Genomic DNA, 21,756 nt, shown 5'->3' with positions numbered 1-21,756 from the left:
ATAGGGTCGAGATCGGGAGAAAAACATTGAACTGGCTGGCAGGCATGAAAGGTTGGGCGAAACGGCTGAAACGCGACGTTCTGGCGTTGTGGCTCGCCGCGCGCGACCGCCGCGTGCCGTGGCACGCCAAGCTGGTCGCCGGCGCGGTCGCGGCCTACGCGCTGTCGCCGATCGACCTTATTCCCGATTTCATTCCCGTTCTTGGTTATCTCGACGATCTGCTGATCGTGCCGCTCGGCATCGTGCTTGCCATCAGGCTGGTCCCCGCGCCACTGATGAGCGAGTTCCGCGCCAAGGCCGAGCGTTGGGCCGAACGCCCCACCAGCCGCACCGGCCTCGCCTTCATCCTTTTCATCTGGTTCTCCTGCCTCGTCTTCGCTCTCTGGAGCCTCTGGGAACTGAGCTGATCTCCAGGCGTTGCGACTGGAGATCAGGAGTGCAGCCATGAGATATTTTACCATCGCCATCGCCTTGACGAGCCTTCTTGTCGGCCTGACGCTCTCAGGCTCGCCCCGAACTGCAACTGCTGCGAGTTTCGACTGCGAGCGGGCAAACCTTGCGGCCGACGAGAAGGTGATCTGCGACACACGCACGCTCAACGATGCCGACGTGAAGATGGTCACCACCTTCGACATCCTCACCAGCCTGATGGCGATGGGAAACCGCGGCAAACTGCAGGACGAACAGAGCGCCTGGCTGAAGAGGCGGCAGGCCTGCGGCGAGGATGTCGAATGCCTCCGGGCGGCTTATGGCGAGAGGCTAAAGCAGTTGGATGAGGCCTACAAGAATTTGAACCGGCCGCTTTGAGGAGCAACAACTCGCTCAGATGACCTCTATAAGCGTCTCGCCGCGCTCCAGAGCATCGATGATGTCCGGCAGCGCTCTTTCGAACCAGGCCAGCAGATCGCGGCGACGCGAATTCGGCAGGCGGACCCAGACGATGGACGGCCCGGACTGTGAAAGAGCTTTGCGCTGGGCGAAATCCTCATCCTTGGTGACAACGACCGCACCCGAGACAGCCGCAAAATCCCATATCTCCCGGTCCGGGGCTGACTGAAGGCCGCAATCCATGACATGTTCGGCGTCATGGCCACGTTCGACGAGCCATCGTGCAAGGGCTGGCGGCAATTGTGCATCCACCAGAAAGCGCATCAGGCAACGCGCAATACGATGTGATCGCTTTGACGTGCGGCGTATTCAAGCGCGGCAACAATGTCCGGCGCTTCCAGCAACGGGTAGTCTTCCAGAATTTCTTCATGCGTTGCGCCTGAAGCCAGCAGTTCCAGGACATCTTTCACCCGGATGCGCAGCCCGCGGATTGTCGGGCGTCCCGAACAGATGTGCGGATCAAAAGTGATGCGATGAAGCTCGGACATTTCTCACCCCTTGGGCAACAGAAACATCAACATAACACAAAGCGCCAACAGGAAAACCTGACGGCGCTTTATGAATTTTCAACACAGCTGCCTGCCAACTCTTACTCCGGCAAGATCCGCACGGCGCCCTTGTCAGCACTCGCAGCAAATGCGGCGTAGGCCTTCAGGGCGGTGGTGACGTTGCGCTTGCGGGGCTGCGACGGCTTCCAGCCGGAGGCGTCCTGCTCTCTACGGCGCTCGGCGAGTTCGGCGTCCGAAACGGCGAGGTTGATCGTGCGGTTCGGGATGTCGATCTCGATCTTGTCCCCTTCCCGCACCAGGCCGATCGTGCCGCCATTGGCCGCTTCCGGCGAGGCGTGGCCGATCGACAGGCCCGAGGTGCCGCCGGAGAAACGGCCGTCGGTGATCAGCGCGCAGGCCTTTCCGAGGCCCTTCGACTTCAGGTAACTGGTCGGATAGAGCATTTCCTGCATGCCAGGGCCGCCCTTGGGGCCTTCGTAGATGATGACCACGACGTCGCCCGCGACGATCTCGTTGGACAGGATCGCCTTGACGGCCGCATCCTGGCTTTCGAAGACGCGGGCCGGACCGGTGAACTTCAGGATCGAGTCGTCGACGCCGGCCGTCTTCACGATGCAGCCGTCGACAGCGATATTGCCCTTGAGGACCGCAAGGCCGCCGTCCTTCGAGAACGGATGCTCGACGGAGCGGATGACGCCCGCCTCACGGTCGGTGTCGAGTTCGTCCCAGCGGGCTTCCTGGCTGAATGCCACCTGGGTCGGGATGCCGCCAGGTGCTGCGCGGAAGAAGTTGCGCACCATCTCGCTGTTGGTGCGGGTGATATCCCAACGGTCGATCGCGTCGCCGAGCGTTTCGGCATGGACGGTGAAACACTCGCGGTTGAGCAACCCGCCCTTGTCCAGCTCGCCGAGGATAGACATGATACCACCGGCGCGGTGGACATCTTCCATGTGCACGTCGGCCTTGGCCGGCGCGACCTTGGAGAGGCAAGGAACACGGCGTGAGAGCTGGTCGATGTCGTCAAGGTTGAAATCGACTTCGCCCTCGTAAGCCGCAGCAAGAATGTGCAGCACGGTGTTGGTGGAGCCGCCCATGGCGATGTCGAGCGTCATGGCGTTCTCGAAAGCCTGCTTGGTGGCGATCGAGCGCGGCAGGACGGAATAGTCTTCCTGCTCGTAGTGGCGGCGAGCGATATCGACGATCAAGTGACCGGCCTCGACGAACAGGCGCCTGCGGTCCGCATGGGTTGCCAGCACGGAGCCATTGCCGGGCAGAGACAGGCCGAGCGCTTCGGTGAGGCAGTTCATCGAATTGGCGGTGAACATGCCCGAGCACGAGCCGCAAGTCGGACAGGCCGAGCGCTCGATGACCTTGACGTCCTCGTCGCTCATCTTGTCGTCGGCGGCCGCAACCATGGCGTCGATCAGGTCGAGCGAATGGGTCTTGCCCTTGAGCACCACCTTGCCGGCTTCCATCGGGCCGCCCGAGACGAAGACGGCCGGGATGTTGAGGCGCATCGCGGCATTGAGCATGCCGGGCGTGATCTTGTCGCAGTTGGAGATGCAGACCATGGCGTCGGCACAGTGGGCGTTGACCATGTATTCGACCGAGTCGGCGATGATTTCGCGCGACGGCAGCGAATAGAGCATGCCGTCGTGGCCCATGGCGATGCCGTCGTCGACGGCGATGGTGTTGAATTCCTTGGCGACGCCGCCGGCCGCCTCGATCTCGCGGGCGACGAGCTGGCCCAGGTCCTTCAGGTGCACGTGGCCGGGCACGAACTGGGTGAAGGAGTTGACCACCGCGATGATCGGCTTGCCGAAGTCGCTGTCCTTCATGCCGGTCGCGCGCCAAAGCCCGCGCGCGCCTGCCATGTTGCGGCCATGGGTCGTGGTTCTCGAGCGGTAAGCTGGCATGGTGTTGTCCTCGATCTCTTCTTGCGGGCCGGCACAGTCTACCGCTTTCGGGAGACGCGCGCAAAAGCCCGTGGTTTTGCGGCTTTCCTAGCGCAAAGTGCCCGGAGTGTCACTATCACGACAGGCCAAAGCGGTACGGTTGGAAGACCTGCAGAAACCGAAATTGTGTTCCGGGCCTCGAACCTCTATATTGTTCTCAAGGCCGTCCGGAGAAAGCAATGACCTCCATCATGTCGATCATCGTTCACGCCACCTGGGACGAGGAAGCCTCCGTGTGGGTCGCGACGAGCAACGATATCGAGGGATTGGCAGTTGAAGCCGATACCATGGAAGAGCTTGAACCAAAGGTGAAAGCCGCGCTCGCCGATTTGATTGAGCTCAACGGCACCTCATCTCCGCTCCAGGAAATTCCTGTCTACATCATGTCGGAGCAGCTCTCCCGCATTCCCAACCCACGACGCGCCTGAACAATGGCCGGCTACCTTCGGGAATTGAAGGAGATGCTGGAAAAGGCCGGCTGTCATTACCACCGGCCCGGCAAGGGTGATCACGAAATCTGGTATAGCCCGATCACCAAACGCTATTTCACGGTGGACCATGGCGTGAAATCCCGTCACACCGCCAATGCCACTCTCAAGCAAGCCGGACTTCCGAAGGCGTTCTGATCGGCCCTCACCTCTTCCGCAGTTCATCCGGATGGATGTCGAAGTGGTCGAGGATCATCTTGACGTTGCGGCGGTGCGATTTGAAGAAGAGGTCGAAGACATCGCCGGCAAGCGGTACGCTGCCGAGCACGGAATCGGCGGCGACATTGCCGAGCATCCGGGTGAGCTTTGCGGGCGGCAGGCCGAGCTTTCGGGCTTCGTTGACGATGTAGAGGCCGACGAGCGCCCCGCCCGCATCCCCCACGAGCGGGATGAGGCCGAAGACGGAATCGGCGCCGAAACGGATGCGGGTGCCGGGAATGCCGATTGCCGTATCCATCAGCCGCGCGATGCCCGAAAGGCGGCGCAGGCGCCGCAATCTCTCAGTGCGGTCGGCGAGGGTCTCGTTGCTTCCGGCCTCCCACGTGCGTGCCGTCATCTGCATCTCCTCCTGTCGGGCGAATGGCCCTGCGATGAGAACTGTAGAACCAGAAATGGGGTTGCATCGATCGCATTTCCATCCGCAAACCTGCCGTTTTTCACGCAAACGTGGTTCGAACCAATCTTCGCGCCGCTGTGAAACCTTTTGGTTCCGCGTTACGTATAGGAGCAAGAAGGCACTCGTTGCCGCAGAGGAGATTTTCGTCATGTCCGCCTATCGTCCGCCGCATATCGCGGCTTCCGAAATCACCCCCCGCGATATCTACATGTCGCGCCGGAATTTTATGGGCGCCGCGGCCGCCGCCGGACTGGCCTTTGCGGGCGCAGACAGCGCGTTTGCCGCGCCGCTGTCGGCCAAGCCCAGCGCCTTCAAGCTGGACGAGACGCCGACGCCGAAGGAGGCCGTCACCACCTACAACAACTTCTACGAATTCGGCGTCAACAAGGACGATCCGGCCGCCAATTCCGGCGACTTCAAACCGACCCCGTGGTCGGTGAAGGTGGATGGAATGGTCGGGAAGCCGAAGGAATTCGGGCTTGAGGAACTGATGAAGATGAACCTCGAGGACCGCACCTACCGGATGCGCTGTGTCGAAGGCTGGTCGATGGTGATCCCCTGGATCGGTTTCCCGCTTTCGGCTCTTCTGGATCAGGTGGACGTGCTCGGCAGCGCCAAATACGTGTCGTTCGAAACCGTGGTGCGGCCGGAGGAAATGCCGGGCCAGAAGGGCTTTTTCCAGCCGCTGCCCTGGCCCTATATCGAAGGCCTGCGTCTCGACGAGGCCCGCCATCCCCTGGCGATCCTCGCGGTCGGCCTTTACGGCGAGACGCTGCCGAACCCGAACGGCGCGCCGATCCGGCTCGTCGTGCCGTGGAAATACGGTTTCAAGAGCATCAAGTCGATCGTCAAGATTTCGCTGGTCGAGAAGCAGCCGGAAACCACCTGGAAGAACGCCAACGCCCGCGAGTACGGCTTCTATTCCAACGTCAATCCGGCGGTCGATCATCCGCGCTGGAGCCAGGCGACGGAACAGCGGATCGGCGAAGCCGGCTTCTTCGGCGCCAACCGCCGGCCGACCCTGCCTTTCAACGGTTACGCGGACCAGGTGGCGAGCCTCTATGACGGCCTGGACCTGAAGGCGAACTATTGAGAATGGCGAGCCTCCCCTCCCTGCCCCGCCGCTATCACAAGGCCAGCGTCTGGGCGTTCTACGTGATCGGGCTCGTTCCGGCTGCCTGGTACTTTTACCTCGGGCTGACCGGTGGCCTCGGCTTCAATCCGGTCAAGGAGTTCGAACATCAGCTCGGCATCTGGGCGCTGCGGTTCATCATCGCGACGCTCGCGATCACGCCGCTGCGCGATCTCGCCGGCATCAACTGGATACGTTATCGCCGGGCGCTTGGGCTGATCGCCTTCTATTACGTGCTGATGCATTTCTCGGTCTATCTGACGCTCGACCTGCGCTTCGATTTCGGCGCTGTGGGCGGCGATATCGCCAAGCGGCCCTACATCACCATCGGGTTTGCCTGCCTGCTGATGCTGATCCCGCTTGCCGTCACCTCCAACAGCTGGTCGATCCGCAAGCTCGCGCAAGGCTGGAACAGGCTGCACAGGCTGATCTACATCATCGCCGCCGGCGGGGCGCTTCATTACGTGCTGGCGGTCAAATCAGTGACCCTGGTGCCGTTCATCCACATCGGCTTGATTGCCCTCCTCCTCGCCTACCGGGCCGTCAGGCGGCCATTCATGAACTGGAAACGCGGTAAGACCAAAGTAGCGCAGGTGGTGAGGCAGTAGGCCGTAGAAATTAGCCAAACGCCAGTCAACTCAGAACCGGAGTGGCTCATAGACGCGGGTCAGCGGGCCTTCGATTCGCGAGGCGGCGATCGATGAACGCCGCCGTCACGATACCGGCGACATAGGCGAGTATATTCCAGAGCGAAAACACGCGACCGAGCAGAAGCGCACCGGGGTTCGTCAGCCGGAATTCATCCAGCCATGGCGTGTGATAGAGCCGGGAGAACTCCACGCTGACGGCGATCCCGACAGCGAAGGCGACGACCGGAACGGCCCGGGTGGAGTTCAGGAGAGCGGCAAGGGCCAGGTAGACCATCGCGCCCCAAAGAATTGAGCCTCCATATTTCACCACGAGGAACGGCAGGCCGAGATCGTAACCGAACCGTCGCAGGGCGAGGCCGACGGCAATCACCGCCACCGTCCCGGCAATCCGCAGGATGCGCCCCGAAGCCCGCTCACTCATCATCCATCCTTCGCCCAAGGTCACCAACGCGAAAAAGCCGGGCGTTTCCACCCGGCCTTTTATTCCGACGATGCGGACAGGATTATGCGGCTTCGGCAGCGTCTGCTTCAGCGGCAACGCGGGCCTTGTCGGCTGCGCCCTTGGCGTCGACATCGCGTTCAACGAACTCGATGACAGCCATGGCGGCGTTGTCGCCCTGGCGGAAGCCGGCCTTCATGATACGCAGGTAACCGCCGTTGCGGGTTGCGTAACGCGAAGCGATGGCGTCGAACAGCTTCTTGACGGCGTCCTGGTCCTGGATCTGCGAGATCGCCTGACGACGAGCGTGCAGGTCGCCGCGCTTGCCGAGGGTGACGAGCTTTTCAACGATCGGACGGATTTCCTTCGCCTTCGGAAGGGTCGTGACGATCTGCTCGTGGGTGATGAGCGAAGCCGCCATGTTGGCGAACATCGCCTTGCGGTGGCTGGCGGTACGATTGAGCTTGCGGCCGGCTACTCCGTGGCGCATGGCTATTCTCCTTTAATGCAGGTACCCATTCTTCTTAGGGCCTGCCGTTTCCTGGCACATACGGGCACTCATCTCTTTCGATCAGAGGCCCGCTGTTTGACGGGGAAAGGCAGTCAAAACCTGCCTTTGTTGATTTCAGTACTGGTCTTCGTAACGCTTGGCGAGATCTTCGATGTTTTCCGGCGGCCAGGCGGGAACTTCCATACCAAGATGGAGGCCCATGGATGCCAGAACTTCCTTGATCTCGTTCAGCGACTTGCGACCGAAATTCGGAGTGCGCAGCATTTCCGCCTCGGTCTTCTGGATGAGATCGCCGATGTAAACGATGTTGTCGTTCTTCAGGCAGTTGGCCGAACGGACCGAAAGTTCCAGTTCGTCCACCTTCTTGAGAAGCGCCGGGTTGAACGCGAGTTCGGTAACCGACTCTTCTTCGACGTCCTTCTGCGGTTCGTCGAAGTTGACGAAGACCGAGAGCTGGTCCTGAAGGATGCGAGCGGCGAAGGCAACGGCGTCTTCACCAGTGACCGAGCCATCGGTTTCGATGGTCATGGTCAGCTTGTCGTAGTCGAGAACCTGGCCTTCGCGGGTGTTTTCCACCTTGTAGGACACTTTCTTGACCGGCGAATAGAGGCTGTCGACCGGGATGAGGCCGATCGGAGCATCTTCGGCACGGTTACGATCGGCCGGGACGTAACCCTTGCCGTTGTTGACCGTGAATTCCATACGGATCTCGGCGCCCTCATCGAGGGTGCAGATGACATGGTGCGGGTTGAGGATTTCGATATCGCCAACCGTCTGAATGTCGCCGGCGGTTACCGAGCCCGGGCCCTGCTTGCGCACGACCATGCGCTTTGCGTCGTCGCCATCCATCTTGATGGCGATTTCCTTGATGTTGAGCACGATGTCCGTCACATCTTCCCGGACACCCGGGATGGAGGAGAACTCATGCAATACGCCATCGATCTGCACGGCGGTCACAGCCGCACCGCGCAAAGACGACAGAAGCACGCGACGAAGCGCGTTGCCGAGCGTCAGGCCGAAGCCGCGCTCGAGGGGTTCGGCAACCAGGGTTACCTTGGTACGGCCGGAGGAGGAGAATTCCACCTTGTTCGGCTTGATCAGTTCCTGCCAGTTCTTCTGGATCATCACTAAATACCTTCCGTTCGTTGCCACCATCCAATCGTGGCAACCGAGCATGAGGGGCACCGATCGGAACCATGTCCATCGGCGATATGGGTAAAGCCGCCGAACCTCCGCAGAGGGTCAGGCGGCTATTCCCGAGTTCAGACAGAGGCCGCCCATTCTCGATGTGAGATTCGGCAGCCCCTTCAATTTCCGACGATCAGACGCGGCGCTTCTTGCGCGGGCGGCAGCCGTTGTGCGGGATCGGGGTCACGTCACGGATGGAGGTGATCATGAAGCCGGCAGCCTGCAGAGCGCGCAGAGCCGATTCACGGCCGGAACCCGGGCCGCAGACTTCGACTTCCAGCGACTTCATGCCATGCTCCTGCGCCTTCTTGGCGCAGTCTTCGGCAGCGATCTGGGCAGCGAACGGGGTCGACTTGCGCGAACCCTTGAAGCCCTTTGCACCGGCAGACGACCAGGCAATCGCATTGCCCTGCGCGTCGGTGATGGTGATCATCGTGTTGTTGAAGGTAGAATTGACGTGGGCAACGCCCGACGTAATATTTTTACGCTCGCGTCTACGGACGCGGGTGGCTTCCTTGGCCATTTTATCCCTTTCGTTGATCTCTGCACCGCCGTAATTCCAGCGGCTCCACCTCAAGTAAGCAGTCGTTAGTCGTTAGTGAGCAGGACTAATCACTGCTCACTAATCACCGCTCACTTGAAAATTACTTCTTCTTACCAGCGATCGCCTTTGCCGGACCCTTGCGGGTGCGGGCATTGGTGTGCGTGCGCTGACCGCGAACCGGGAGGCCGCGGCGATGACGCAGGCCGCGGTAGCAGCCGAGGTCCATCAAACGCTTGATGTTCATCGCGGTATCGCGACGAAGGTCACCTTCGACCTGATAGTCGCGGTCGATGGTTTCGCGGATCTGCAGGATTTCCGAGTCCGTCAGCTGATGGACGCGCTTTTCAGCCGGAAGACCGACCTTCTCCATGATTTCCGATGCGAATTTCGGGCCGATCCCGTGAATGTAGGTCAGCGCGATGACAACGCGCTTCGCAGTCGGGATGTTGACGCCAGCGATACGTGCCACGCCTATTCTCCTTGTTCCAGTTGCCATCCGGCAAGTGGTACTTCTTCCATGAAAGCAGCCAGATCTATGGCCGCCAGTTCAAACACCATACGGAACAGGTCAAAACGACCGGTCTCGGATGTCCTTGCGGGAAATCCGCGCCGATCGCTAAAGCTGTCGCGAGTTGGCGCGGTGTTTAACGGAATCAGCGCTGAAATGCAACCGCTCCGCCCAAGATTCTTTAACAGATAGATGACGGCTCAAAGAGCCGCCAGGATATTTTCGATATCGGCCGTGACCTTGTCCATGTCGGCCATGCCGTCCACAGCCTTGAGCTTGCCCTTGGCGTGGTAATAACCGATCAGCGGCGAGGTTTCCTTGTAGTAGACCTCGAGGCGCTTGGTCATGGTCTCGGCATTGTCGTCGGGACGGCGCTTGAAATGCGTCGAACCGCACTTGTCGCAGACGCCTTCCTGGGACGGCTTCTTGTCCGTGTCGTGGTAGACCGTGCCGCACTGGGCGCAGGAATAGCGGCCGGAGACGCGACGCACGAGTTCCCTGTCGTCGACACGCAGTTCGATGACGACCGAAAGATCGAGACCCTTCGCCTTCAGCATCGCCTCGGTCGCATCCGCCTGCACCAGGGTGCGCGGGAAACCATCGAGGATGAAGCCGTTGGCGCAATCGGGCTGGTCGATACGCTCGGAGACGATCGCATTGACGATCTCGTCGGAGACAAGATTGCCAGCATCCATGACGGCCTTGGCGCGCTTGCCAACTTCCGTCTCGGCGGCGACGGCTGCACGCAGCATGTCGCCCGTGGAGAGCTGCGGGATACCGTGCTTCTCCACGATCCGCTGGGCCTGGGTCCCCTTACCCGCGCCCGGCGGCCCTAAAAGAATCAGTCTCATCGTCCCCTCTTTCCTCCGCGCAGTTTCGACTTCTTGATCAGACCCTCATACTGCTGCGCAATGAGGTGCCCTTGAATCTGTGCTACCGTATCGAGGGTTACACTGACAACAATCAAAAGCGAAGTCCCACCAAGGGCTAATGGCACGCCGCTGCGGGCCACGAGGAATTCCGGCAGGATGCAGACGAAAACAAGGTAGATAGCGCCGACGACCGTGATTCGGGTCAGCACGTAATCGATGTATTCGGCCGTGCGTTCGCCCGGACGGATGCCCGGAATGAAGCCACCATGCTTCTTCAGATTGTCGGCGGTATCCTTCGGATTGAAGACGATCGCCGTGTAGAAGAAGGCGAAGAAGGCAATCAGCAGGCCGTAAAGCAGCATGAACAGCGGCTGGCCGTGACCGAGCGCCGAGATGATCATCGTCGCCCAGTCCGGCAGCCCGGCATTGCCGGCAAAGCCCGCAGCAGTCGCCGGCAAAAGCAGCAGCGACGAGGCGAAGATCGCCGGGATGACGCCCGAAGTGTTGAGCTTCAGCGGCAGGTGCGACGTATCGCCCTGGAACATGCGGTTGCCGACCTGGCGCTTCGGATACTGGATCAGAAGGCGGCGCTGGGCGCGCTCGACGAAAACGATGAGGGCGATGACGCCGATGGCCACAACGATCACGGTGAGAATAAGCGCAGTCGGAAGCGCACCGGTGCGGCCAAGCTCCAACGTACCGGCCAGCGCGGTCGGAAGACCTGCGGCGATACCTGCGAAGATGATCAGCGAAATGCCGTTGCCGATACCGCGCGAGGTGATCTGCTCACCAAGCCACATCAAGAACATGGTGCCGCCGAGCAGCGTCACGACCGTCGAAATCTTGAAGAACCAGCCCGGATCCAGCACCAGGCCCTGGCCGCTCTCGAGGCCGGCTGCAATGCCATAGGCCTGCAGCGTGCCGAGCAGCACCGTGCCGTAACGGGTGTACTGGTTGATGATCTTGCGGCCGGCTTCGCCTTCCTTCTTGAGGTTCTCAAGCGAGGGGACGACCGAGGTCATCAGCTGCACTATGATCGATGCGGAAATATAGGGCATGATGCCGAGCGCGAAGATCGCCATGCGCTCCACTGCACCGCCCGAAAACATGTTGAAAAGTCCGAGGATGCCACCGGCCTGGCCGCGGAAGGCCTGCGCATAGGCTTCGGGGTTCAAGCCCGGAAGCGGAATATGGGTACCGAGGCGATACACGAGAAGTGCCGCGAGGGTAAACCAAAGCCGCTTCTTGAGATCCTCCGCTTTTGCGAAAGTCGCAAAATTCAGATTGGAGGCAAGTTGTTCCGCTGCAGAAGCCATGCAATTCTCCGCCTGACCAATTCTCCGGCGGCGGGGAAAATGCCGGGTCCGGAAAGCAGTCTAAAAATTCTGGTTCAAAAAACCGGGCGTGCGAGATTGCCAATGCAATCGGATGCCTCACCCTGTTTTCCGTATGATCCCGGTCAGGCGACCAACAGGATCGCTTCGGGATCGTGAGGCTCACATATGGAGATAAAATCGCCCGGTGTGAAGCACAAACCGGGCGATTTCAAAACGATTTATTCGGCCGCTGCTTCGGCTACGACGAGCAGCTTGATCGAAGCGCCGGCCTTTTCGATCTTCTCGACGGCAGCCTTGGAGGCGCCGGCAACTTCGATCGAAACCTTCGCCGTCAGCTCGCCGTCGGCGAGGAGACGAACGCCGTCCTTGGGGCGACGGATGACGCCGGCAGCCTTGAGGGCAGCAGCATCGATCGTTGCCTTCGGGTCGAGCTTCTTGGCATCAATCGCGGTCTGGATACGGCCGAGCGAAACGACGGCGTAGTCAGTCTTGAAGATGTTGGTGAAGCCGCGCTTCGGCAGGCGACGATAGATCGGCATCTGGCCGCCTTCGAAGCCCTTGATGGCGACGCCGGAACGGGCCTTCTGACCCTTCACGCCGCGACCACCGGTCTTGCCCTTGCCCGAACCGATACCGCGACCTACGCGGATACGGTCCTTGGAAGAGCCTTCGTTGTCCTTGATCTCATTCAGTTTCATGGTCGTTTCCTCCGTCTCACTTCTCGTCGACGACGCGAACGAGATGCTGGACAGCCCGGATCATGCCACGAACGGAAGGAGTATCTTCCAACGTACGGGTCCGGTGCATCTTGTTGAGGCCGAGACCGATCAGCGTCTGACGCTGCACGGCCGGGCGGCGGATGGGGCTACCGGTCTGCTCGACCGTAACCGTCTTCTTGGCTTCTGCCTGAGTGGCTTTCTTGGCCATTATCGCTCTCCTTATTCTTCCTGCGCATTGCCGGAAGCGGCGCGGCGAGTCTGCAGCGTTGCATACTTGATGCCGCGCTGAGCTGCTACGTCCTTCGGATGCACCTGATGCTTCAGGGCGTCGAACGTGGCGCGAACCATGTTGTAAGGGTTCGACGAACCGGTCGACTTGGCAACGACGTCGTGGACGCCGAGCGTTTCGAATACGGCGCGCATCGGGCCGCCGGCGATGATGCCGGTACCAGCCTTGGCCGAGCGCAGCAGAACCTTGCCGGCGCCGTGACGGCCGTTGACATCGTGATGCAGCGTACGGCCATCACGCAGGGGAACGAAGATCAAATCGCGCTTTGCGCTTTCGGTCGCCTTGCGGATGGCTTCCGGCACTTCGCGTGCCTTGCCATGGCCAAAGCCGACGCGGCCCTTCTGGTCGCCGACGACGACGAGAGCTGCGAAACCAAAACGACGGCCGCCCTTGACGACCTTGGCGACGCGGTTGATCGCGACCAGCTTGTCTACGAATTCGCTATCGCGCTCTTCGCGGCTCTGGCGATCTTCGCGCTGGCCTCTTCTTTCTTGTGCCATTGTTCTTTTCCTTTTTCTTTTCCGGGTGCAATGGGCAATTTCCGGGAGCCAACCATCCCCTGCCCTCGAAGGACTAGGATGGAACGACTTATGAGTGCGGCGAACCGCATTTCGCCCGCCTCCCCTATTCAGGGATGCGGGCGAAAGTTCTTAGAAGCTCAGGCCGCCTTCGCGGGCAGCTTCGGCCAGGGCCTTGATACGGCCGTGATAGATGAAGGCGCCGCGATCGAACACGACTTCCGTCACGCCGGCCTTGGTGGCGCGTTCCGCAACCAGCTTGCCGACAGCGGCGGCAGCCGCAACGTCAGCGCCGGTCTTCAGCGATGCGCGCAGACCAGCGTCGAGCGTGGAGGCGGCAGCAAGCGTGCGGCCGGCCACGTCGTCGATGACCTGGACATAGATGTTCTTGGACGAGCGATGAACCGACAGACGCGGACGGCCGTTTGCGACCTTCTTGATCTGGCGGCGAACACGGCTCGCACGCTTGGTGAGTGCTTCTTTTCTGGTTGCCATGATCCGTCGTCCTTACTTCTTCTTGCCTTCCTTGCGGACGATCCGTTCCTCAGCGTACTTGACGCCTTTGCCCTTGTAAGGCTCTGGACCGCGGTATTCACGGATCTCCGCGGCAACCTGACCGACCTGCTGCTTATTAATGCCGGTGACGATGATTTCCGTCGGCTTCGGCACGGCAATGGTGATGCCTTCCGGGGTCTGATAGACCACGTCGTGGGAAAAACCGAGAGCCAGCTGCAGGTTCTTGCCCTGCAGAGATGCGCGGTAACCAACGCCGTTGATTTCAAGCTTGCGCTCAAAACCGTCCTTCACACCCTTGAAGATGTTTTCGATCATCGTGCGGGACATGCCCCACTTCGAACGAGCATCCTTGCTGTCGTTGACCGGGGTCACCGAGACAGCGTTGTTTTCGAGTTCCAGCTTGATTTCGTCGTTTGCGACGAAGAAAAGCTCACCCTTCGGGCCCTTGGCAGTCACTTTCTGGCCATCAACAGTGGCCGTGATCCCTGCAGGAACCTGAACGGGCTTTTTACCGATACGAGACATGTTTCAATCCTGTCTGTTCGCTATGGAGTTCCCCTACCCTGTCTTAGAAGACAGAGCAGAGAACCTCACCACCAACGTTCTGTTCGCGAGCCTGGTGATCGGCCATCACGCCCTTCGGAGTCGAAAGGATGGTGATGCCGAGGCCGTTCGCGACCTGCGGAATGGACTTTACCGAGACATAGACCCGGCGGCCCGGCTTGGACACGCGACCGATCTCACGGATCACCGACGCGCCTTCGTAGTACTTGAGTTCGATTTCGATCTCGGCCTTGCCGTTACCGAAGTCGATTTCCGAATAACCGCGGATATAGCCTTCAGCCTGCAGAACGTCGAGGACGCGGGCACGCAGCTTGGAAGCAGGCGTGGAAACGGTCGACTTGCGGCGGGCTGCGCCGTTGCGGATACGGGTGAGCATATCGCCCAAGGGATCAGTCATGGTCATCTAACGATCTCCTTACCAGCTCGACTTGACGATGCCCGGCACCTTGCCGAGATTGCCGAGCTCACGAAGCGCAATACGCGACATCCTGAGCTTGCGATAGAAAGCGCGCGGGCGACCGGTGACTTCGCAACGGTTGCGGATACGCGTCTTCGAGCCATCGCGCGGCAGAGAAGCGAGCTTCAGGGTTGCCTTGAACCGTTCTTCGATCGAAAGTTCCTGGTTCATGATGGTTGCCTTCAGGGTCGCACGCTTGGCGGCCTGGTTGGCAACTGTCTTGCGGCGGCGCTTGTTCTTTTCAACTGCGCTGGTTTTCGCCATATGGGAGTTCCTTCTAAACGCTCGTCGTTACGGTTACTGGCGGAACGGGAAGTTGAACTCTTTCAAGAGAGCCCGTGCTTCGTCGTCCTTGGTAGCCGTCGTGCAAACGATGATGTCCATGCCCCACATCTGATCAACCTTGTCGTAGTTGATCTCTGGGAACACAATGTGCTCCTTGATGCCCATGGCGAAGTTGCCACGGCCGTCAAAGCTTTTCGGGTTCAAGCCACGAAAGTCGCGAACGCGCGGAAGCGCGATGTTGATCAGACGGTCCATGAATTCGTACATGCGGGCGCCGCGAAGCGTAACCTTTGCACCGATCGGCATGAATTCGCGAACCTTGAAGCCCGCGATGGAATTCCGTGCCTTGGTGATGATCGGCTTCTGGCCGGCAATAGCGGCCAGGTCGGCGGCAGCCACGGAAGGCTTCTTCGAGTCAGCCGTCGCTTCGCCAACACCCATGTTGATGACGATCTTGTCCAGCTTGGGGATCATCATGTCGTTTGCGAAGGAGAACTGTTCCTTCAGCGCGGCGCGGATACGGGAATTGTATTCCACCTTGAGCCGCGGCTCATACTTTGCCTCAGCCATCGATCACATCTCCCGTACGCTTGGCTACACGCACCTTCTTGCCGTCGACGACGGAGAAGCCAACGCGGGTCGGCTTGCCGTCTTTCGCGACGATCGCGATGTTCGACAGGTGAATGGACGCTTCCTTGTTGATGATGCCGGCTTCCTGCGTCTGAGACTGACGCTGGTGGCGCTTCACCATGTTGATGCCACGCACGACGGCGCGGTCTTCCTTCGGCATAACCTGGAGGACTTCGCCGGAGCGACCCTTGTCCTTGCCGGCGAGTACGACGACGCTGTCGCCCTTCTTGATCTTGTTCATCGCATGAGCTCCTTACAGTACTTCCGGAGCCAGCGAGATGATCTTCATATGGTTCTTGGCGCGAAGTTCGCGCGGAACCGGTCCGAAGATACGGGTGCCGATCGGCTCTTTCTTGTTGTCGATGAGGACCGCTGCGTTGTTGTCGAAGCGGATGACGCTGCCGTCCGGACGACGGATGTCCTTGGCGGTACGCACAACAACCGCCTTCATCACGTCACCCTTCTTGACGCGGCCGCGCGGGATGGCTTCCTTGATCGAAACGACAATGATGTCGCCGATGGAAGCGTACTTGCGCTTGGAGCCGCCCAGCACCTTGATGCACATGACACGACGTGCGCCGGAATTATCCGCCACGTCGAGGTTTGTTTGCATCTGAATCATGTCAGGTCGCCTTTTTCTAATGACCGAAACGACCGGGCGTTAAAAACGCCCCGTTTCGGCTTATGGACAGAATCTCGTTGTGCGCGGGTGGGGTCTTGCCAAGGTGGTTTCCTTAAAAGGACCTTCCCTGCGCTCAAAGCAAAAGAACGCTCGTTTCCGAGCGTCCTGCGCCAGTGGGGTGCTTCTTACAGGATTCTGCGCCGGGCGCAAGGCCCAGACGCGGATCCGAAGCAAATTAAGCCTGGGCGGAAATGACCGTCCAGGTTTTGTCCTTGGAGATCGGCGCGCATTCCTCGATGGAAACGACGTCACCTACCTTGTACTGGTTGTTCTCGTCATGCGCCTTGTACTTCTTGGAACGGCGGACCGTCTTCTGAAGCAGCGGATGCGCGAAGCGGCGCTCGACCCGGACAACAACGGTCTTCTCGTTCTTGTCGGAAACTACGACGCCCTGCAGAATGCGTTTCGGCATATTATTTTTCCTTAGGCCTTGGCTTCTGCCGCCTTCTGGCGGGCAATGGTTTTCACGCGGGCGATGTCCTTGCGGACTTCGGTGATGCGCGAGGACTTCTCGAGCTGGCCGGTTGCCTTCTGGAAGCGCAGGTTGAACTGCTCCTTCTTCAGGTCGGCGAGCTTGTCCTTGAGCTGATCGGCCGTGAGGCCGCGAACGTCTTCGGCTTTCATGTGCCTTGCTCCTTACTCTGCGATGCGCTGTACGAAGCGCGTCTTGACCGAGAGCTTGGCAGCACCGAGACGAAGCGCCTCGCGGGCGAGCTCCTCGGAAACACCGTCGATCTCGAACATCATGCGACCGGGCTTGACCTTGCAGGCCCAGTATTCGACGCCGCCCTTACCCTTACCCATGCGGACTTCGGTCGGCTTTGCGGTGACCGGAACGTCCGGGAACACGCGGATCCAGACACGGCCGGCGCGCTTCATCGCGCGGGTGATCGCGCGGCGGGCCGCTTCGATCTCGCGAGCGTTGACGCGGTTGGGTTCCTGGGACTTCAGACCAAATTCACCGAAGGCCAGGTCGAAGCCGCCCTTGGCCACACCCTTGATGCGACCCTTGAACTGCTTGCGGTACTTGGTACGCTTTGGCTGCAACATTTTCTTACTTCTCCGAGCTTATCTTTCGCCAGCGTTGATCAAGCGTTTTCGCGGCGGCGATCGCCACGGTCACCACGATCGCCGCGTTCGCGGCTTGCGGGACCCTGGGCATCGCCTTCCATGGCGCGACGTTCAGAAGCCATCGGATCGTGCTCAAGGATTTCGCCCTTGAAGATCCAGACCTTGATACCGCAGATGCCGAATGCGGTTTCGGCTTCCGCCGTACCGTAGTCGATGTCTGCACGCAGCGTATGAAGCGGAACGCGACCTTCGCGGTACCATTCGGTACGGGCGATTTCAGCACCGCCGAGACGGCCGGCGCAGGTGATCTTGATGCCTTCGGCACCGAGACGCATGGCCGACTGAACGGCACGCTTCATCGCACGGCGGAAGGCCACGCGACGCTCGAGCTGCTGGGCGATCGACTGGGCGACGAGCGTCGAGTCGATTTCCGGCTTGCGCACTTCAACGATGTTGAGATGCGTTTCCGAATTGGTCATCGTCGCGATCTTCTTGCGAAGCTTCTCGATGTCAGCGCCCTTCTTGCCGATGATCAGGCCCGGGCGAGCCGAATGGATCGTGACGCGGCACTTCTTGTGCGGACGCTCGATGACCACCTTGGCGATACCGGCCTGTTTCAGTTCCGACATCAGGTAGGCGCGGATCTTCAGGTCCTCATGGAGGAGCTGACCGTATTCCGCGTTGTCGGCGAACCAACGGCTGTCCCAGGTGCGGTTAATGCCGAGGCGGAAACCGATCGGATTAATTTTCTGGCCCATTATGCAGCCTCCCCTTTTTCCTCGACTTCGCGAACGACGATCGTCAGATGCGAGAAAGGCTTCTCGATCCGCGATGCACGGCCGCGGCCGCGAGCGTGGAAGCGCTTCATCACGATCGACTTGCCTACATAGGCTTCCGAAACGATCAACGCGTCGACGTCGAGGTCATGGTTGTTTTCGGCATTGGCGATTGCAGACTCGAGGGTCTTCTTCACGGTGCCGGCGATGCGCTTGCGCGAGAATTCGAGTTCTGCAAGCGCGCGTTCTACCTTCTTGCCGCGGATCATGGCGGCAACGAGGTTCAGCTTCTGGGGGCTGACGCGGAGCGTACGCGCAACTGCCTGCGCCTCGTTATCCTTCAGCCGGCGTTCGGTCTTAGCCTTCGCCATGATTACTTCCTCTTCGCCTTCTTGTCCGCGCCGTGACCGTAATAGGTACGGGTGGGAGCGAATTCACCGAACTTGTGTCCGACCATGTCTTCGTTGACGCTGACCGGAATGTGCTTGCTGCCGTTGTAGACGCCAAACGTCAAACCAACGAACTGCGGCAGGATGGTGGACCGACGGGTCCACATCTTGATTACTTCACTCCGTCCGCCTTCGCGCACCTTCTCAGCCTTCTTGAGAAGATAGCCGTCAACAAACGGACCTTTCCATACTGAACGAGCCATTAGTGACTTCCTCTCTTACTTCTTGCGCTGGTGGCGCGAACGCATGATGAACTTGTCCGTGGACTTGTTCGAACGTGTGCGCTTGCCCTTGGTCGGCTTGCCCCAGGGGCTGACCGGATGACGGCCACCCGAGGTGCGGCCTTCACCACCGCCGTGCGGATGGTCGACCGGGTTCATGACGACGCCGCGGTTATGCGGACGCTTGCCGCGCCAGACGGTACGACCGGCCTTGCCGTCGTTGATGTTGCCGTGATCCGGGTTGGATACAGCACCGATCGAAGCCAGGCAGGAGCCCGGTACGAGGCGCTGTTCGCCGGAGTTCAGGCGCAGGATCGCCATGCCGGCATCGCGGCCGACGAGCTGAACGTAGGTGCCTGCGGAGCGAGCCATCTGGCCACCCTTGCCCGGCTTCATTTCGACGTTGTGAACGATCGAGCCGACCGGGATGTACTGCAGCGGCATGGTGTTGCCGGGCTTTACGTCGACGGCCTTTTCGGACGCGATCACCTTGTCGCCGGCAGCGAGACGCTGCGGAGCCAGGATGTAGGCCTGCTCACCGTCGGTATAGGTGACGAGAGCGATGAAGGCCGTACGGTTCGGGTCGTATTCCAGACGCTCGACCGTGCCTTCGACGTCGAACTTGCGACGCTTGAAGTCGACCAGGCGATAGGTACGCTTGTGACCGCCGCCGATAAAGCGGGCGGTGATGCGGCCGTAGTTGTTGCGACCGCCGCTCTTGGAGAGACCCTCGGTGAGCTTCTTGACGGGCTTACCCTTCCAGAGGCCGGACCGGTCGACGATGACCAGCTGACGCTGGCTCGGGGTCGTCGGGTTGTAGCTTTTCAATGCCATTATCTTATACCTCAGAGACCGGTGGAGACGTCGATCGTCTGACCTTCGGCCAGGGTGACGACAGCCTTCTTGACGTCCTTCTGCTTGCCGATGAAGCCGCGGAACCGCTTCACCTTGCCCTTACGGACAAGCGTGTTGACGGCCGTGACCTTCACACCGAAAAGCGCCTCTACGGCAGCCTTGATTTCCGGCTTGGAAGCAGTCTTGGCAACGTTGAAGACGACCTGGTTCTGTTCAGATGCCATGGTCGACTTTTCGGTGATCGAGGGAGATACGATCACATCATAGTGGCGGATGTCGGTCACTTGAAACGCTCCTCTAGAGCTTCCACCGCGGCCTTGGAAAGCACCAGCTTGCCGCGACGCAGGATGTCGTAAACATTGATGCCCTGAACCGGCAGAACATCGACGTTCGGGATGTTCTGGGCTGCGAGCTTGAAGTTGCTGTCGAGCTCAACGCCGCCGATGAACAACACGTTGGTGAGGCCGAGCGAAGCGAACGAACCGGCAAGCGCCTTGGTCTTTGCTTCGGCGGCAACCAGGTTGTCGACGATGATGATGTCTTCAGCCTTCATCTTTGCAGAGAGGGCGTGACGGAGAGCCAGAGCGCGAACCTTCTTCGGAAGGTCATGCTCGTGGCTGCGAACGACCGGGCCGTGAGCCTTGCCGCCGCCGCGGAACTGCGGAGCGCGAGCCGAATGGTGACGAGCGCGGCCCGTACCCTTCTGCTTGTACATCTTGGCGCCAGTGCGGGAGACTTCAGCACGACCCTTGGTCTTGTGCGTGCCCTGCTGCTTCTTGGCGAGCTGCCAACGAACCATACGGGCCAGAATGTCTTCGCGGGGATCGAGGCCGAAAATCTCGTCCGACAGGGCTACCTTGCCGGCGTCTTTTCCCTCGAGGGTCTTGACGTTAAATTCCATGTGCTTGGCTCCCTTACTTCGCGGCCGACTTGACGGCATCGCGAACGACGATCCAAGCGCCCTTGGAGCCGGGAACGGCACCCTTGACGAGGATCAGGCCACGGTTCTCGTCGGTGGAAACGACTTCGAGGTTCTGGGTGGTGATACGCGTCTGGCCCATGTGACCAGCCATGCGCTTGCCCTTCCAGACCTTGCCCGGATCCTGGTTGTTACCAGTCGAACCATGCGAACGGTGCGAAACGGACACACCGTGCGTGGCGCGGAGACCACCGAAGTTATGGCGCTTCATGGCGCCGGCGAAACCCTTACCGATCGAGGTACCGGTGACGTCCACCAGCTGACCCGCCGTGAAGTGACCTGCCGTCAGCTCGGTGCCGACGTCGATCAGATTGTCTTCGGAAACGCGAAACTCGACGAGCTTCGCCTTCGGCTCGACTTCGGCAACGGCGAAATGGCCGCGCAGCGCCTTGGTCGTGTTCTTTACCTTGGCAGTGCCGGCACCCAGCTGAACGGCAGTGTAGCCATTCTTGTCTACGGTGCGCTGAGCCACGACCTGGCAGTTTTCCAACCGCAATACGGTTACAGGGACATGCTCGCCTGCGTCGTTGTAGACGCGCGTCATTCCCACCTTCTGTGCAATTACACCTGAACGCATCGGTTCAATCCTTCTCACTCAGCCCGAGACAGAAGTCTCAGAGCTTGATCTCAACATCGACACCAGCGGCGAGGTCGAGCTTCATCAGCGCGTCCACCGTCTGCGGTGTCGGGTCAACGATATCGAGAAGGCGCTTATGCGTGCGCATCTCGAACTGCTCGCGGCTCTTCTTGTCGATGTGGGGGGACCTGTTAACCGTAAACTTCTCGATGCGGGTCGGAAGCGGAACGGGGCCCCGGACGCTTGCGCCGGTGCGCTTCGCCGTCGACACGATCTCGCGCGTCGACGCGTCGAGAATGCGGTGATCGAACGCCTTCAGGCGAATGCGGATATTTTGGCCGTTCATTCGACGTTATCCTTGTTGTCTGTTTATCCACGTGCCAACCCAATAGGGCACGGGTTGTTCTCTTACCTTAAGGCGGACCACCGGTTTCAAAGATCGAAGGGGACACCGAAATACGGCGTCCCTTTCCAGTCTTCGGGCCTTTGGCCCACCTTGTCTGTTCATTGCCCGCCTCGAACCCGAAGCAG

At 60.1% G+C, this 21,756-nt stretch carries 38 protein-coding genes; 6 read left to right on the top strand and 32 right to left on the bottom strand.

What is annotated here, in order from left to right; translation table 11 throughout:
* Nucleotides 1-26: 26 nt before the first annotated feature.
* Both C5J26_RS06765 and C5J26_RS06760 read left to right on the top strand, forming a co-directional pair.
* Nucleotides 27-407 (top strand): YkvA family protein, encoded by a 381-nt coding sequence (locus C5J26_RS06765; RefSeq protein ID WP_371681896.1) that lies wholly within the window; start codon nucleotides 27-29, stop codon nucleotides 405-407.
* Nucleotides 408-444: 37 nt separating this feature from the next.
* The gene (locus C5J26_RS06760) at nucleotides 445-807 is read left to right on the top strand and encodes a lysozyme inhibitor LprI family protein (RefSeq protein ID WP_105401087.1); all 363 of its coding nucleotides are present in this window, start codon (nucleotides 445-447) and stop codon (nucleotides 805-807) included.
* 15 nt (nucleotides 808-822) lie between these two features.
* On the opposite strand, the gene C5J26_RS06755 is transcribed toward C5J26_RS06760, so the two are convergent.
* The 3 genes from C5J26_RS06755 to ilvD form a co-directional block, all read right to left on the bottom strand.
* Nucleotides 823-1,152 (bottom strand): DUF5615 family PIN-like protein, encoded by a 330-nt coding sequence (locus C5J26_RS06755; RefSeq protein WP_105401086.1) that lies wholly within the window; start codon nucleotides 1,150-1,152, stop codon nucleotides 823-825.
* Entirely contained in the window at nucleotides 1,152-1,376 is a 225-nt protein-coding gene (locus C5J26_RS06750) for a DUF433 domain-containing protein (RefSeq protein WP_105401085.1), read from the bottom strand. Before C5J26_RS06750 ends, C5J26_RS06755 begins: the two co-directional genes overlap by 1 nt.
* 101 nt (nucleotides 1,377-1,477) lie before the next feature.
* Nucleotides 1,478-3,313 carry a dihydroxy-acid dehydratase gene (gene ilvD, locus C5J26_RS06745; RefSeq protein ID WP_105401084.1) on the bottom strand — a complete coding sequence of 612 codons (1,836 nt, stop codon included), beginning with the start codon at nucleotides 3,311-3,313 and terminating at the stop codon, nucleotides 1,478-1,480.
* A gap of 218 nt (nucleotides 3,314-3,531) precedes the next feature.
* Here ilvD and C5J26_RS06740 point away from each other — a divergent pair, with 218 nt between their 5' ends.
* Both C5J26_RS06740 and C5J26_RS06735 read left to right on the top strand, forming a co-directional pair.
* A complete protein-coding gene (locus tag C5J26_RS06740) occupies nucleotides 3,532-3,780 on the top strand; it encodes a DUF1902 domain-containing protein (RefSeq protein ID WP_052754766.1) in 249 nt (82 codons plus the stop codon).
* Between the two features lie 3 nt (nucleotides 3,781-3,783).
* The gene (locus tag C5J26_RS06735; protein WP_105401083.1) at nucleotides 3,784-3,978 is read left to right on the top strand and encodes a type II toxin-antitoxin system HicA family toxin; all 195 of its coding nucleotides are present in this window, start codon (nucleotides 3,784-3,786) and stop codon (nucleotides 3,976-3,978) included.
* A 7-nt stretch (nucleotides 3,979-3,985) separates the two neighbouring features.
* On the opposite strand, the gene C5J26_RS06730 is transcribed toward C5J26_RS06735, so the two are convergent.
* Nucleotides 3,986-4,396, bottom strand: coding sequence for a DUF4112 domain-containing protein (locus tag C5J26_RS06730; RefSeq protein ID WP_105401422.1), 411 nt, complete (start codon nucleotides 4,394-4,396; stop codon nucleotides 3,986-3,988).
* Nucleotides 4,397-4,604: 208 nt separating this feature from the next.
* On the opposite strand from C5J26_RS06730, the gene msrP reads away from it, so the two are divergent.
* Together msrP and msrQ are read left to right on the top strand one after the other, a co-directional pair.
* Nucleotides 4,605-5,549 (top strand): protein-methionine-sulfoxide reductase catalytic subunit MsrP, encoded by a 945-nt coding sequence (gene msrP, locus C5J26_RS06725; protein ID WP_105401082.1) that lies wholly within the window; start codon nucleotides 4,605-4,607, stop codon nucleotides 5,547-5,549.
* A gap of 2 nt (nucleotides 5,550-5,551) precedes the next feature.
* Nucleotides 5,552-6,196 (top strand): protein-methionine-sulfoxide reductase heme-binding subunit MsrQ, encoded by a 645-nt coding sequence (msrQ, locus tag C5J26_RS06720; RefSeq protein ID WP_105401081.1) that lies wholly within the window; start codon nucleotides 5,552-5,554, stop codon nucleotides 6,194-6,196.
* Between the two features lie 46 nt (nucleotides 6,197-6,242).
* Here msrQ and C5J26_RS06715 read toward each other — a convergent pair whose 3' ends face one another.
* The 28 genes from C5J26_RS06715 to rpsJ all read right to left on the bottom strand — a co-directional run bounded on the left by C5J26_RS06715 (nucleotide 6,243) and on the right by rpsJ (nucleotide 21,571).
* On the bottom strand, nucleotides 6,243-6,776 hold the full coding sequence (locus C5J26_RS06715) for a DUF2809 domain-containing protein (RefSeq protein WP_371681895.1): 534 nt from the start codon (nucleotides 6,774-6,776) through the stop codon (nucleotides 6,243-6,245).
* Complete coding sequence (rplQ, locus tag C5J26_RS06710; RefSeq protein WP_007766870.1) at nucleotides 6,742-7,167, bottom strand: 50S ribosomal protein L17; 426 nt, start codon at nucleotides 7,165-7,167, stop codon at nucleotides 6,742-6,744. The genes C5J26_RS06715 and rplQ overlap by 35 nt, the downstream gene beginning before the upstream one ends.
* 135 nt (nucleotides 7,168-7,302) lie before the next feature.
* Nucleotides 7,303-8,313 carry a DNA-directed RNA polymerase subunit alpha gene (locus C5J26_RS06705; RefSeq protein ID WP_007766867.1) on the bottom strand — a complete coding sequence of 337 codons (1,011 nt, stop codon included), beginning with the start codon at nucleotides 8,311-8,313 and terminating at the stop codon, nucleotides 7,303-7,305.
* A 196-nt stretch (nucleotides 8,314-8,509) separates the two neighbouring features.
* Entirely contained in the window at nucleotides 8,510-8,899 is a 390-nt protein-coding gene (gene rpsK, locus C5J26_RS06700) for a 30S ribosomal protein S11 (RefSeq protein ID WP_007766864.1), read from the bottom strand.
* A gap of 121 nt (nucleotides 8,900-9,020) precedes the next feature.
* Nucleotides 9,021-9,389, bottom strand: coding sequence for a 30S ribosomal protein S13 (gene rpsM, locus C5J26_RS06695; RefSeq protein WP_024164297.1), 369 nt, complete (start codon nucleotides 9,387-9,389; stop codon nucleotides 9,021-9,023).
* A gap of 239 nt (nucleotides 9,390-9,628) precedes the next feature.
* Nucleotides 9,629-10,279 carry an adenylate kinase gene (locus tag C5J26_RS06690; protein WP_105401080.1) on the bottom strand — a complete coding sequence of 217 codons (651 nt, stop codon included), beginning with the start codon at nucleotides 10,277-10,279 and terminating at the stop codon, nucleotides 9,629-9,631.
* A complete protein-coding gene (gene secY, locus C5J26_RS06685) occupies nucleotides 10,276-11,616 on the bottom strand; it encodes a preprotein translocase subunit SecY (RefSeq protein ID WP_046605438.1) in 1,341 nt (446 codons plus the stop codon). The genes C5J26_RS06690 and secY overlap by 4 nt, the downstream gene beginning before the upstream one ends.
* Before the next feature lie 239 nt (nucleotides 11,617-11,855).
* The gene (gene rplO, locus C5J26_RS06680; protein ID WP_046605439.1) at nucleotides 11,856-12,335 is read right to left on the bottom strand and encodes a 50S ribosomal protein L15; all 480 of its coding nucleotides are present in this window, start codon (nucleotides 12,333-12,335) and stop codon (nucleotides 11,856-11,858) included.
* Between the two features lie 16 nt (nucleotides 12,336-12,351).
* Nucleotides 12,352-12,564: a 50S ribosomal protein L30 gene (gene rpmD / locus C5J26_RS06675; protein WP_037084714.1), complete on the bottom strand. Its 213-nt coding sequence runs from the start codon at nucleotides 12,562-12,564 to the stop codon at nucleotides 12,352-12,354.
* 11 nt (nucleotides 12,565-12,575) lie between these two features.
* Nucleotides 12,576-13,145 carry a 30S ribosomal protein S5 gene (rpsE, locus tag C5J26_RS06670; protein ID WP_038542164.1) on the bottom strand — a complete coding sequence of 190 codons (570 nt, stop codon included), beginning with the start codon at nucleotides 13,143-13,145 and terminating at the stop codon, nucleotides 12,576-12,578.
* 150 nt (nucleotides 13,146-13,295) lie between these two features.
* Nucleotides 13,296-13,658 (bottom strand): 50S ribosomal protein L18, encoded by a 363-nt coding sequence (rplR, locus tag C5J26_RS06665; RefSeq protein WP_037084721.1) that lies wholly within the window; start codon nucleotides 13,656-13,658, stop codon nucleotides 13,296-13,298.
* Nucleotides 13,659-13,670: 12 nt separating this feature from the next.
* On the bottom strand, nucleotides 13,671-14,204 hold the full coding sequence (gene rplF, locus C5J26_RS06660; RefSeq protein WP_038585850.1) for a 50S ribosomal protein L6: 534 nt from the start codon (nucleotides 14,202-14,204) through the stop codon (nucleotides 13,671-13,673).
* 43 nt (nucleotides 14,205-14,247) lie between these two features.
* Nucleotides 14,248-14,646, bottom strand: a complete 399-nt coding sequence (gene rpsH / locus C5J26_RS06655; protein ID WP_038542158.1) for a 30S ribosomal protein S8 — start codon at nucleotides 14,644-14,646, stop codon at nucleotides 14,248-14,250.
* Nucleotides 14,647-14,658: 12 nt separating this feature from the next.
* Nucleotides 14,659-14,964: a 30S ribosomal protein S14 gene (rpsN, locus tag C5J26_RS06650; protein ID WP_007770129.1), complete on the bottom strand. Its 306-nt coding sequence runs from the start codon at nucleotides 14,962-14,964 to the stop codon at nucleotides 14,659-14,661.
* Between the two features lie 33 nt (nucleotides 14,965-14,997).
* Entirely contained in the window at nucleotides 14,998-15,555 is a 558-nt protein-coding gene (rplE, locus tag C5J26_RS06645) for a 50S ribosomal protein L5 (RefSeq protein WP_046605440.1), read from the bottom strand.
* Complete coding sequence (rplX, locus tag C5J26_RS06640; protein ID WP_038585844.1) at nucleotides 15,548-15,856, bottom strand: 50S ribosomal protein L24; 309 nt, start codon at nucleotides 15,854-15,856, stop codon at nucleotides 15,548-15,550. Before rplX ends, rplE begins: the two co-directional genes overlap by 8 nt.
* Nucleotides 15,857-15,868: 12 nt before the next feature.
* The gene (gene rplN / locus C5J26_RS06635; RefSeq protein WP_007770138.1) at nucleotides 15,869-16,237 is read right to left on the bottom strand and encodes a 50S ribosomal protein L14; all 369 of its coding nucleotides are present in this window, start codon (nucleotides 16,235-16,237) and stop codon (nucleotides 15,869-15,871) included.
* A gap of 235 nt (nucleotides 16,238-16,472) precedes the next feature.
* Entirely contained in the window at nucleotides 16,473-16,709 is a 237-nt protein-coding gene (rpsQ, locus tag C5J26_RS06630) for a 30S ribosomal protein S17 (protein WP_038585841.1), read from the bottom strand.
* A gap of 11 nt (nucleotides 16,710-16,720) precedes the next feature.
* Entirely contained in the window at nucleotides 16,721-16,921 is a 201-nt protein-coding gene (rpmC, locus tag C5J26_RS06625) for a 50S ribosomal protein L29 (RefSeq protein ID WP_007770142.1), read from the bottom strand.
* A gap of 12 nt (nucleotides 16,922-16,933) precedes the next feature.
* On the bottom strand, nucleotides 16,934-17,347 hold the full coding sequence (rplP, locus tag C5J26_RS06620) for a 50S ribosomal protein L16 (protein ID WP_007770145.1): 414 nt from the start codon (nucleotides 17,345-17,347) through the stop codon (nucleotides 16,934-16,936).
* A 38-nt stretch (nucleotides 17,348-17,385) separates the two neighbouring features.
* Complete coding sequence (gene rpsC, locus C5J26_RS06615) at nucleotides 17,386-18,126, bottom strand: 30S ribosomal protein S3 (RefSeq protein ID WP_007770147.1); 741 nt, start codon at nucleotides 18,124-18,126, stop codon at nucleotides 17,386-17,388.
* Nucleotides 18,126-18,515: a 50S ribosomal protein L22 gene (gene rplV, locus C5J26_RS06610; RefSeq protein ID WP_007770149.1), complete on the bottom strand. Its 390-nt coding sequence runs from the start codon at nucleotides 18,513-18,515 to the stop codon at nucleotides 18,126-18,128. Before rplV ends, rpsC begins: the two co-directional genes overlap by 1 nt.
* 2 nt (nucleotides 18,516-18,517) lie before the next feature.
* On the bottom strand, nucleotides 18,518-18,796 hold the full coding sequence (rpsS, locus tag C5J26_RS06605) for a 30S ribosomal protein S19 (protein WP_007770151.1): 279 nt from the start codon (nucleotides 18,794-18,796) through the stop codon (nucleotides 18,518-18,520).
* A 15-nt stretch (nucleotides 18,797-18,811) separates the two neighbouring features.
* Nucleotides 18,812-19,648, bottom strand: coding sequence for a 50S ribosomal protein L2 (gene rplB, locus C5J26_RS06600; protein ID WP_046636975.1), 837 nt, complete (start codon nucleotides 19,646-19,648; stop codon nucleotides 18,812-18,814).
* Nucleotides 19,649-19,659: 11 nt separating this feature from the next.
* Nucleotides 19,660-19,953 (bottom strand): 50S ribosomal protein L23, encoded by a 294-nt coding sequence (locus tag C5J26_RS06595; RefSeq protein WP_037084732.1) that lies wholly within the window; start codon nucleotides 19,951-19,953, stop codon nucleotides 19,660-19,662.
* The gene (gene rplD / locus C5J26_RS06590) at nucleotides 19,950-20,570 is read right to left on the bottom strand and encodes a 50S ribosomal protein L4 (protein ID WP_037084733.1); all 621 of its coding nucleotides are present in this window, start codon (nucleotides 20,568-20,570) and stop codon (nucleotides 19,950-19,952) included. Before rplD ends, C5J26_RS06595 begins: the two co-directional genes overlap by 4 nt.
* 13 nt (nucleotides 20,571-20,583) lie before the next feature.
* Entirely contained in the window at nucleotides 20,584-21,225 is a 642-nt protein-coding gene (gene rplC / locus C5J26_RS06585) for a 50S ribosomal protein L3 (RefSeq protein ID WP_037084734.1), read from the bottom strand.
* Nucleotides 21,226-21,262: 37 nt separating this feature from the next.
* On the bottom strand, nucleotides 21,263-21,571 hold the full coding sequence (rpsJ, locus tag C5J26_RS06580) for a 30S ribosomal protein S10 (protein WP_003547547.1): 309 nt from the start codon (nucleotides 21,569-21,571) through the stop codon (nucleotides 21,263-21,265).
* Between the last annotated feature and the right edge of the window lie 185 nt (nucleotides 21,572-21,756).

It is taken from the genome of Neorhizobium sp. T7_12, from assembly GCF_002968535.1.
Classification (GTDB): domain Bacteria; phylum Pseudomonadota; class Alphaproteobacteria; order Rhizobiales; family Rhizobiaceae; genus Neorhizobium; species Neorhizobium tomejilense.
The sequence above is the reverse complement of the archived record's forward strand: the minus strand, read 5'-3'. Positions and strand labels throughout refer to the sequence as shown.

What these genes read in the sequence shown, in the direction of transcription:
- C5J26_RS06760 (WP_105401087.1), top strand. Translation starts at nt 445, where the DNA reads ATGAGATATTTTACCATCGCCATCGCCTTGACGAGCCTTCTTGTCGGC.
- C5J26_RS06755 (WP_105401086.1), bottom strand. Translation starts at nt 1,152, where the DNA reads ATGCGCTTTCTGGTGGATGCACAATTGCCGCCAGCCCTTGCACGATGG.
- C5J26_RS06750 (WP_105401085.1), bottom strand. Translation starts at nt 1,376, where the DNA reads ATGTCCGAGCTTCATCGCATCACTTTTGATCCGCACATCTGTTCGGGA.
- ilvD (WP_105401084.1), bottom strand. Translation starts at nt 3,313, where the DNA reads ATGCCAGCTTACCGCTCGAGAACCACGACCCATGGCCGCAACATGGCA.
- C5J26_RS06740 (WP_052754766.1), top strand. Translation starts at nt 3,532, where the DNA reads ATGACCTCCATCATGTCGATCATCGTTCACGCCACCTGGGACGAGGAA.
- C5J26_RS06735 (WP_105401083.1), top strand. Translation starts at nt 3,784, where the DNA reads ATGGCCGGCTACCTTCGGGAATTGAAGGAGATGCTGGAAAAGGCCGGC.
- C5J26_RS06730 (WP_105401422.1), bottom strand. Translation starts at nt 4,396, where the DNA reads ATGACGGCACGCACGTGGGAGGCCGGAAGCAACGAGACCCTCGCCGAC.
- msrP (WP_105401082.1), top strand. Translation starts at nt 4,605, where the DNA reads ATGTCCGCCTATCGTCCGCCGCATATCGCGGCTTCCGAAATCACCCCC.
- msrQ (WP_105401081.1), top strand. Translation starts at nt 5,552, where the DNA reads ATGGCGAGCCTCCCCTCCCTGCCCCGCCGCTATCACAAGGCCAGCGTC.
- rplQ (WP_007766870.1), bottom strand. Translation starts at nt 7,167, where the DNA reads ATGCGCCACGGAGTAGCCGGCCGCAAGCTCAATCGTACCGCCAGCCAC.
- C5J26_RS06705 (WP_007766867.1), bottom strand. Translation starts at nt 8,313, where the DNA reads ATGATCCAGAAGAACTGGCAGGAACTGATCAAGCCGAACAAGGTGGAA.
- rpsK (WP_007766864.1), bottom strand. Translation starts at nt 8,899, where the DNA reads ATGGCCAAGGAAGCCACCCGCGTCCGTAGACGCGAGCGTAAAAATATT.
- C5J26_RS06690 (WP_105401080.1), bottom strand. Translation starts at nt 10,279, where the DNA reads ATGAGACTGATTCTTTTAGGGCCGCCGGGCGCGGGTAAGGGGACCCAG.
- secY (WP_046605438.1), bottom strand. Translation starts at nt 11,616, where the DNA reads ATGGCTTCTGCAGCGGAACAACTTGCCTCCAATCTGAATTTTGCGACT.
- rplO (WP_046605439.1), bottom strand. Translation starts at nt 12,335, where the DNA reads ATGAAACTGAATGAGATCAAGGACAACGAAGGCTCTTCCAAGGACCGT.
- rpmD (WP_037084714.1), bottom strand. Translation starts at nt 12,564, where the DNA reads ATGGCCAAGAAAGCCACTCAGGCAGAAGCCAAGAAGACGGTTACGGTC.
- rpsE (WP_038542164.1), bottom strand. Translation starts at nt 13,145, where the DNA reads ATGGCACAAGAAAGAAGAGGCCAGCGCGAAGATCGCCAGAGCCGCGAA.
- rplR (WP_037084721.1), bottom strand. Translation starts at nt 13,658, where the DNA reads ATGGCAACCAGAAAAGAAGCACTCACCAAGCGTGCGAGCCGTGTTCGC.
- rplF (WP_038585850.1), bottom strand. Translation starts at nt 14,204, where the DNA reads ATGTCTCGTATCGGTAAAAAGCCCGTTCAGGTTCCTGCAGGGATCACG.
- rpsH (WP_038542158.1), bottom strand. Translation starts at nt 14,646, where the DNA reads ATGACCATGACTGATCCCTTGGGCGATATGCTCACCCGTATCCGCAAC.
- rpsN (WP_007770129.1), bottom strand. Translation starts at nt 14,964, where the DNA reads ATGGCGAAAACCAGCGCAGTTGAAAAGAACAAGCGCCGCCGCAAGACA.
- rplE (WP_046605440.1), bottom strand. Translation starts at nt 15,555, where the DNA reads ATGGCTGAGGCAAAGTATGAGCCGCGGCTCAAGGTGGAATACAATTCC.
- rplX (WP_038585844.1), bottom strand. Translation starts at nt 15,856, where the DNA reads ATGAACAAGATCAAGAAGGGCGACAGCGTCGTCGTACTCGCCGGCAAG.
- rplN (WP_007770138.1), bottom strand. Translation starts at nt 16,237, where the DNA reads ATGATTCAGATGCAAACAAACCTCGACGTGGCGGATAATTCCGGCGCA.
- rpsQ (WP_038585841.1), bottom strand. Translation starts at nt 16,709, where the DNA reads ATGCCGAAACGCATTCTGCAGGGCGTCGTAGTTTCCGACAAGAACGAG.
- rpmC (WP_007770142.1), bottom strand. Translation starts at nt 16,921, where the DNA reads ATGAAAGCCGAAGACGTTCGCGGCCTCACGGCCGATCAGCTCAAGGAC.
- rplP (WP_007770145.1), bottom strand. Translation starts at nt 17,347, where the DNA reads ATGTTGCAGCCAAAGCGTACCAAGTACCGCAAGCAGTTCAAGGGTCGC.
- rpsC (WP_007770147.1), bottom strand. Translation starts at nt 18,126, where the DNA reads ATGGGCCAGAAAATTAATCCGATCGGTTTCCGCCTCGGCATTAACCGC.
- rplV (WP_007770149.1), bottom strand. Translation starts at nt 18,515, where the DNA reads ATGGCGAAGGCTAAGACCGAACGCCGGCTGAAGGATAACGAGGCGCAG.
- rpsS (WP_007770151.1), bottom strand. Translation starts at nt 18,796, where the DNA reads ATGGCTCGTTCAGTATGGAAAGGTCCGTTTGTTGACGGCTATCTTCTC.
- rplB (WP_046636975.1), bottom strand. Translation starts at nt 19,648, where the DNA reads ATGGCATTGAAAAGCTACAACCCGACGACCCCGAGCCAGCGTCAGCTG.
- rplD (WP_037084733.1), bottom strand. Translation starts at nt 20,570, where the DNA reads ATGGAATTTAACGTCAAGACCCTCGAGGGAAAAGACGCCGGCAAGGTA.
- rplC (WP_037084734.1), bottom strand. Translation starts at nt 21,225, where the DNA reads ATGCGTTCAGGTGTAATTGCACAGAAGGTGGGAATGACGCGCGTCTAC.
- rpsJ (WP_003547547.1), bottom strand. Translation starts at nt 21,571, where the DNA reads ATGAACGGCCAAAATATCCGCATTCGCCTGAAGGCGTTCGATCACCGC.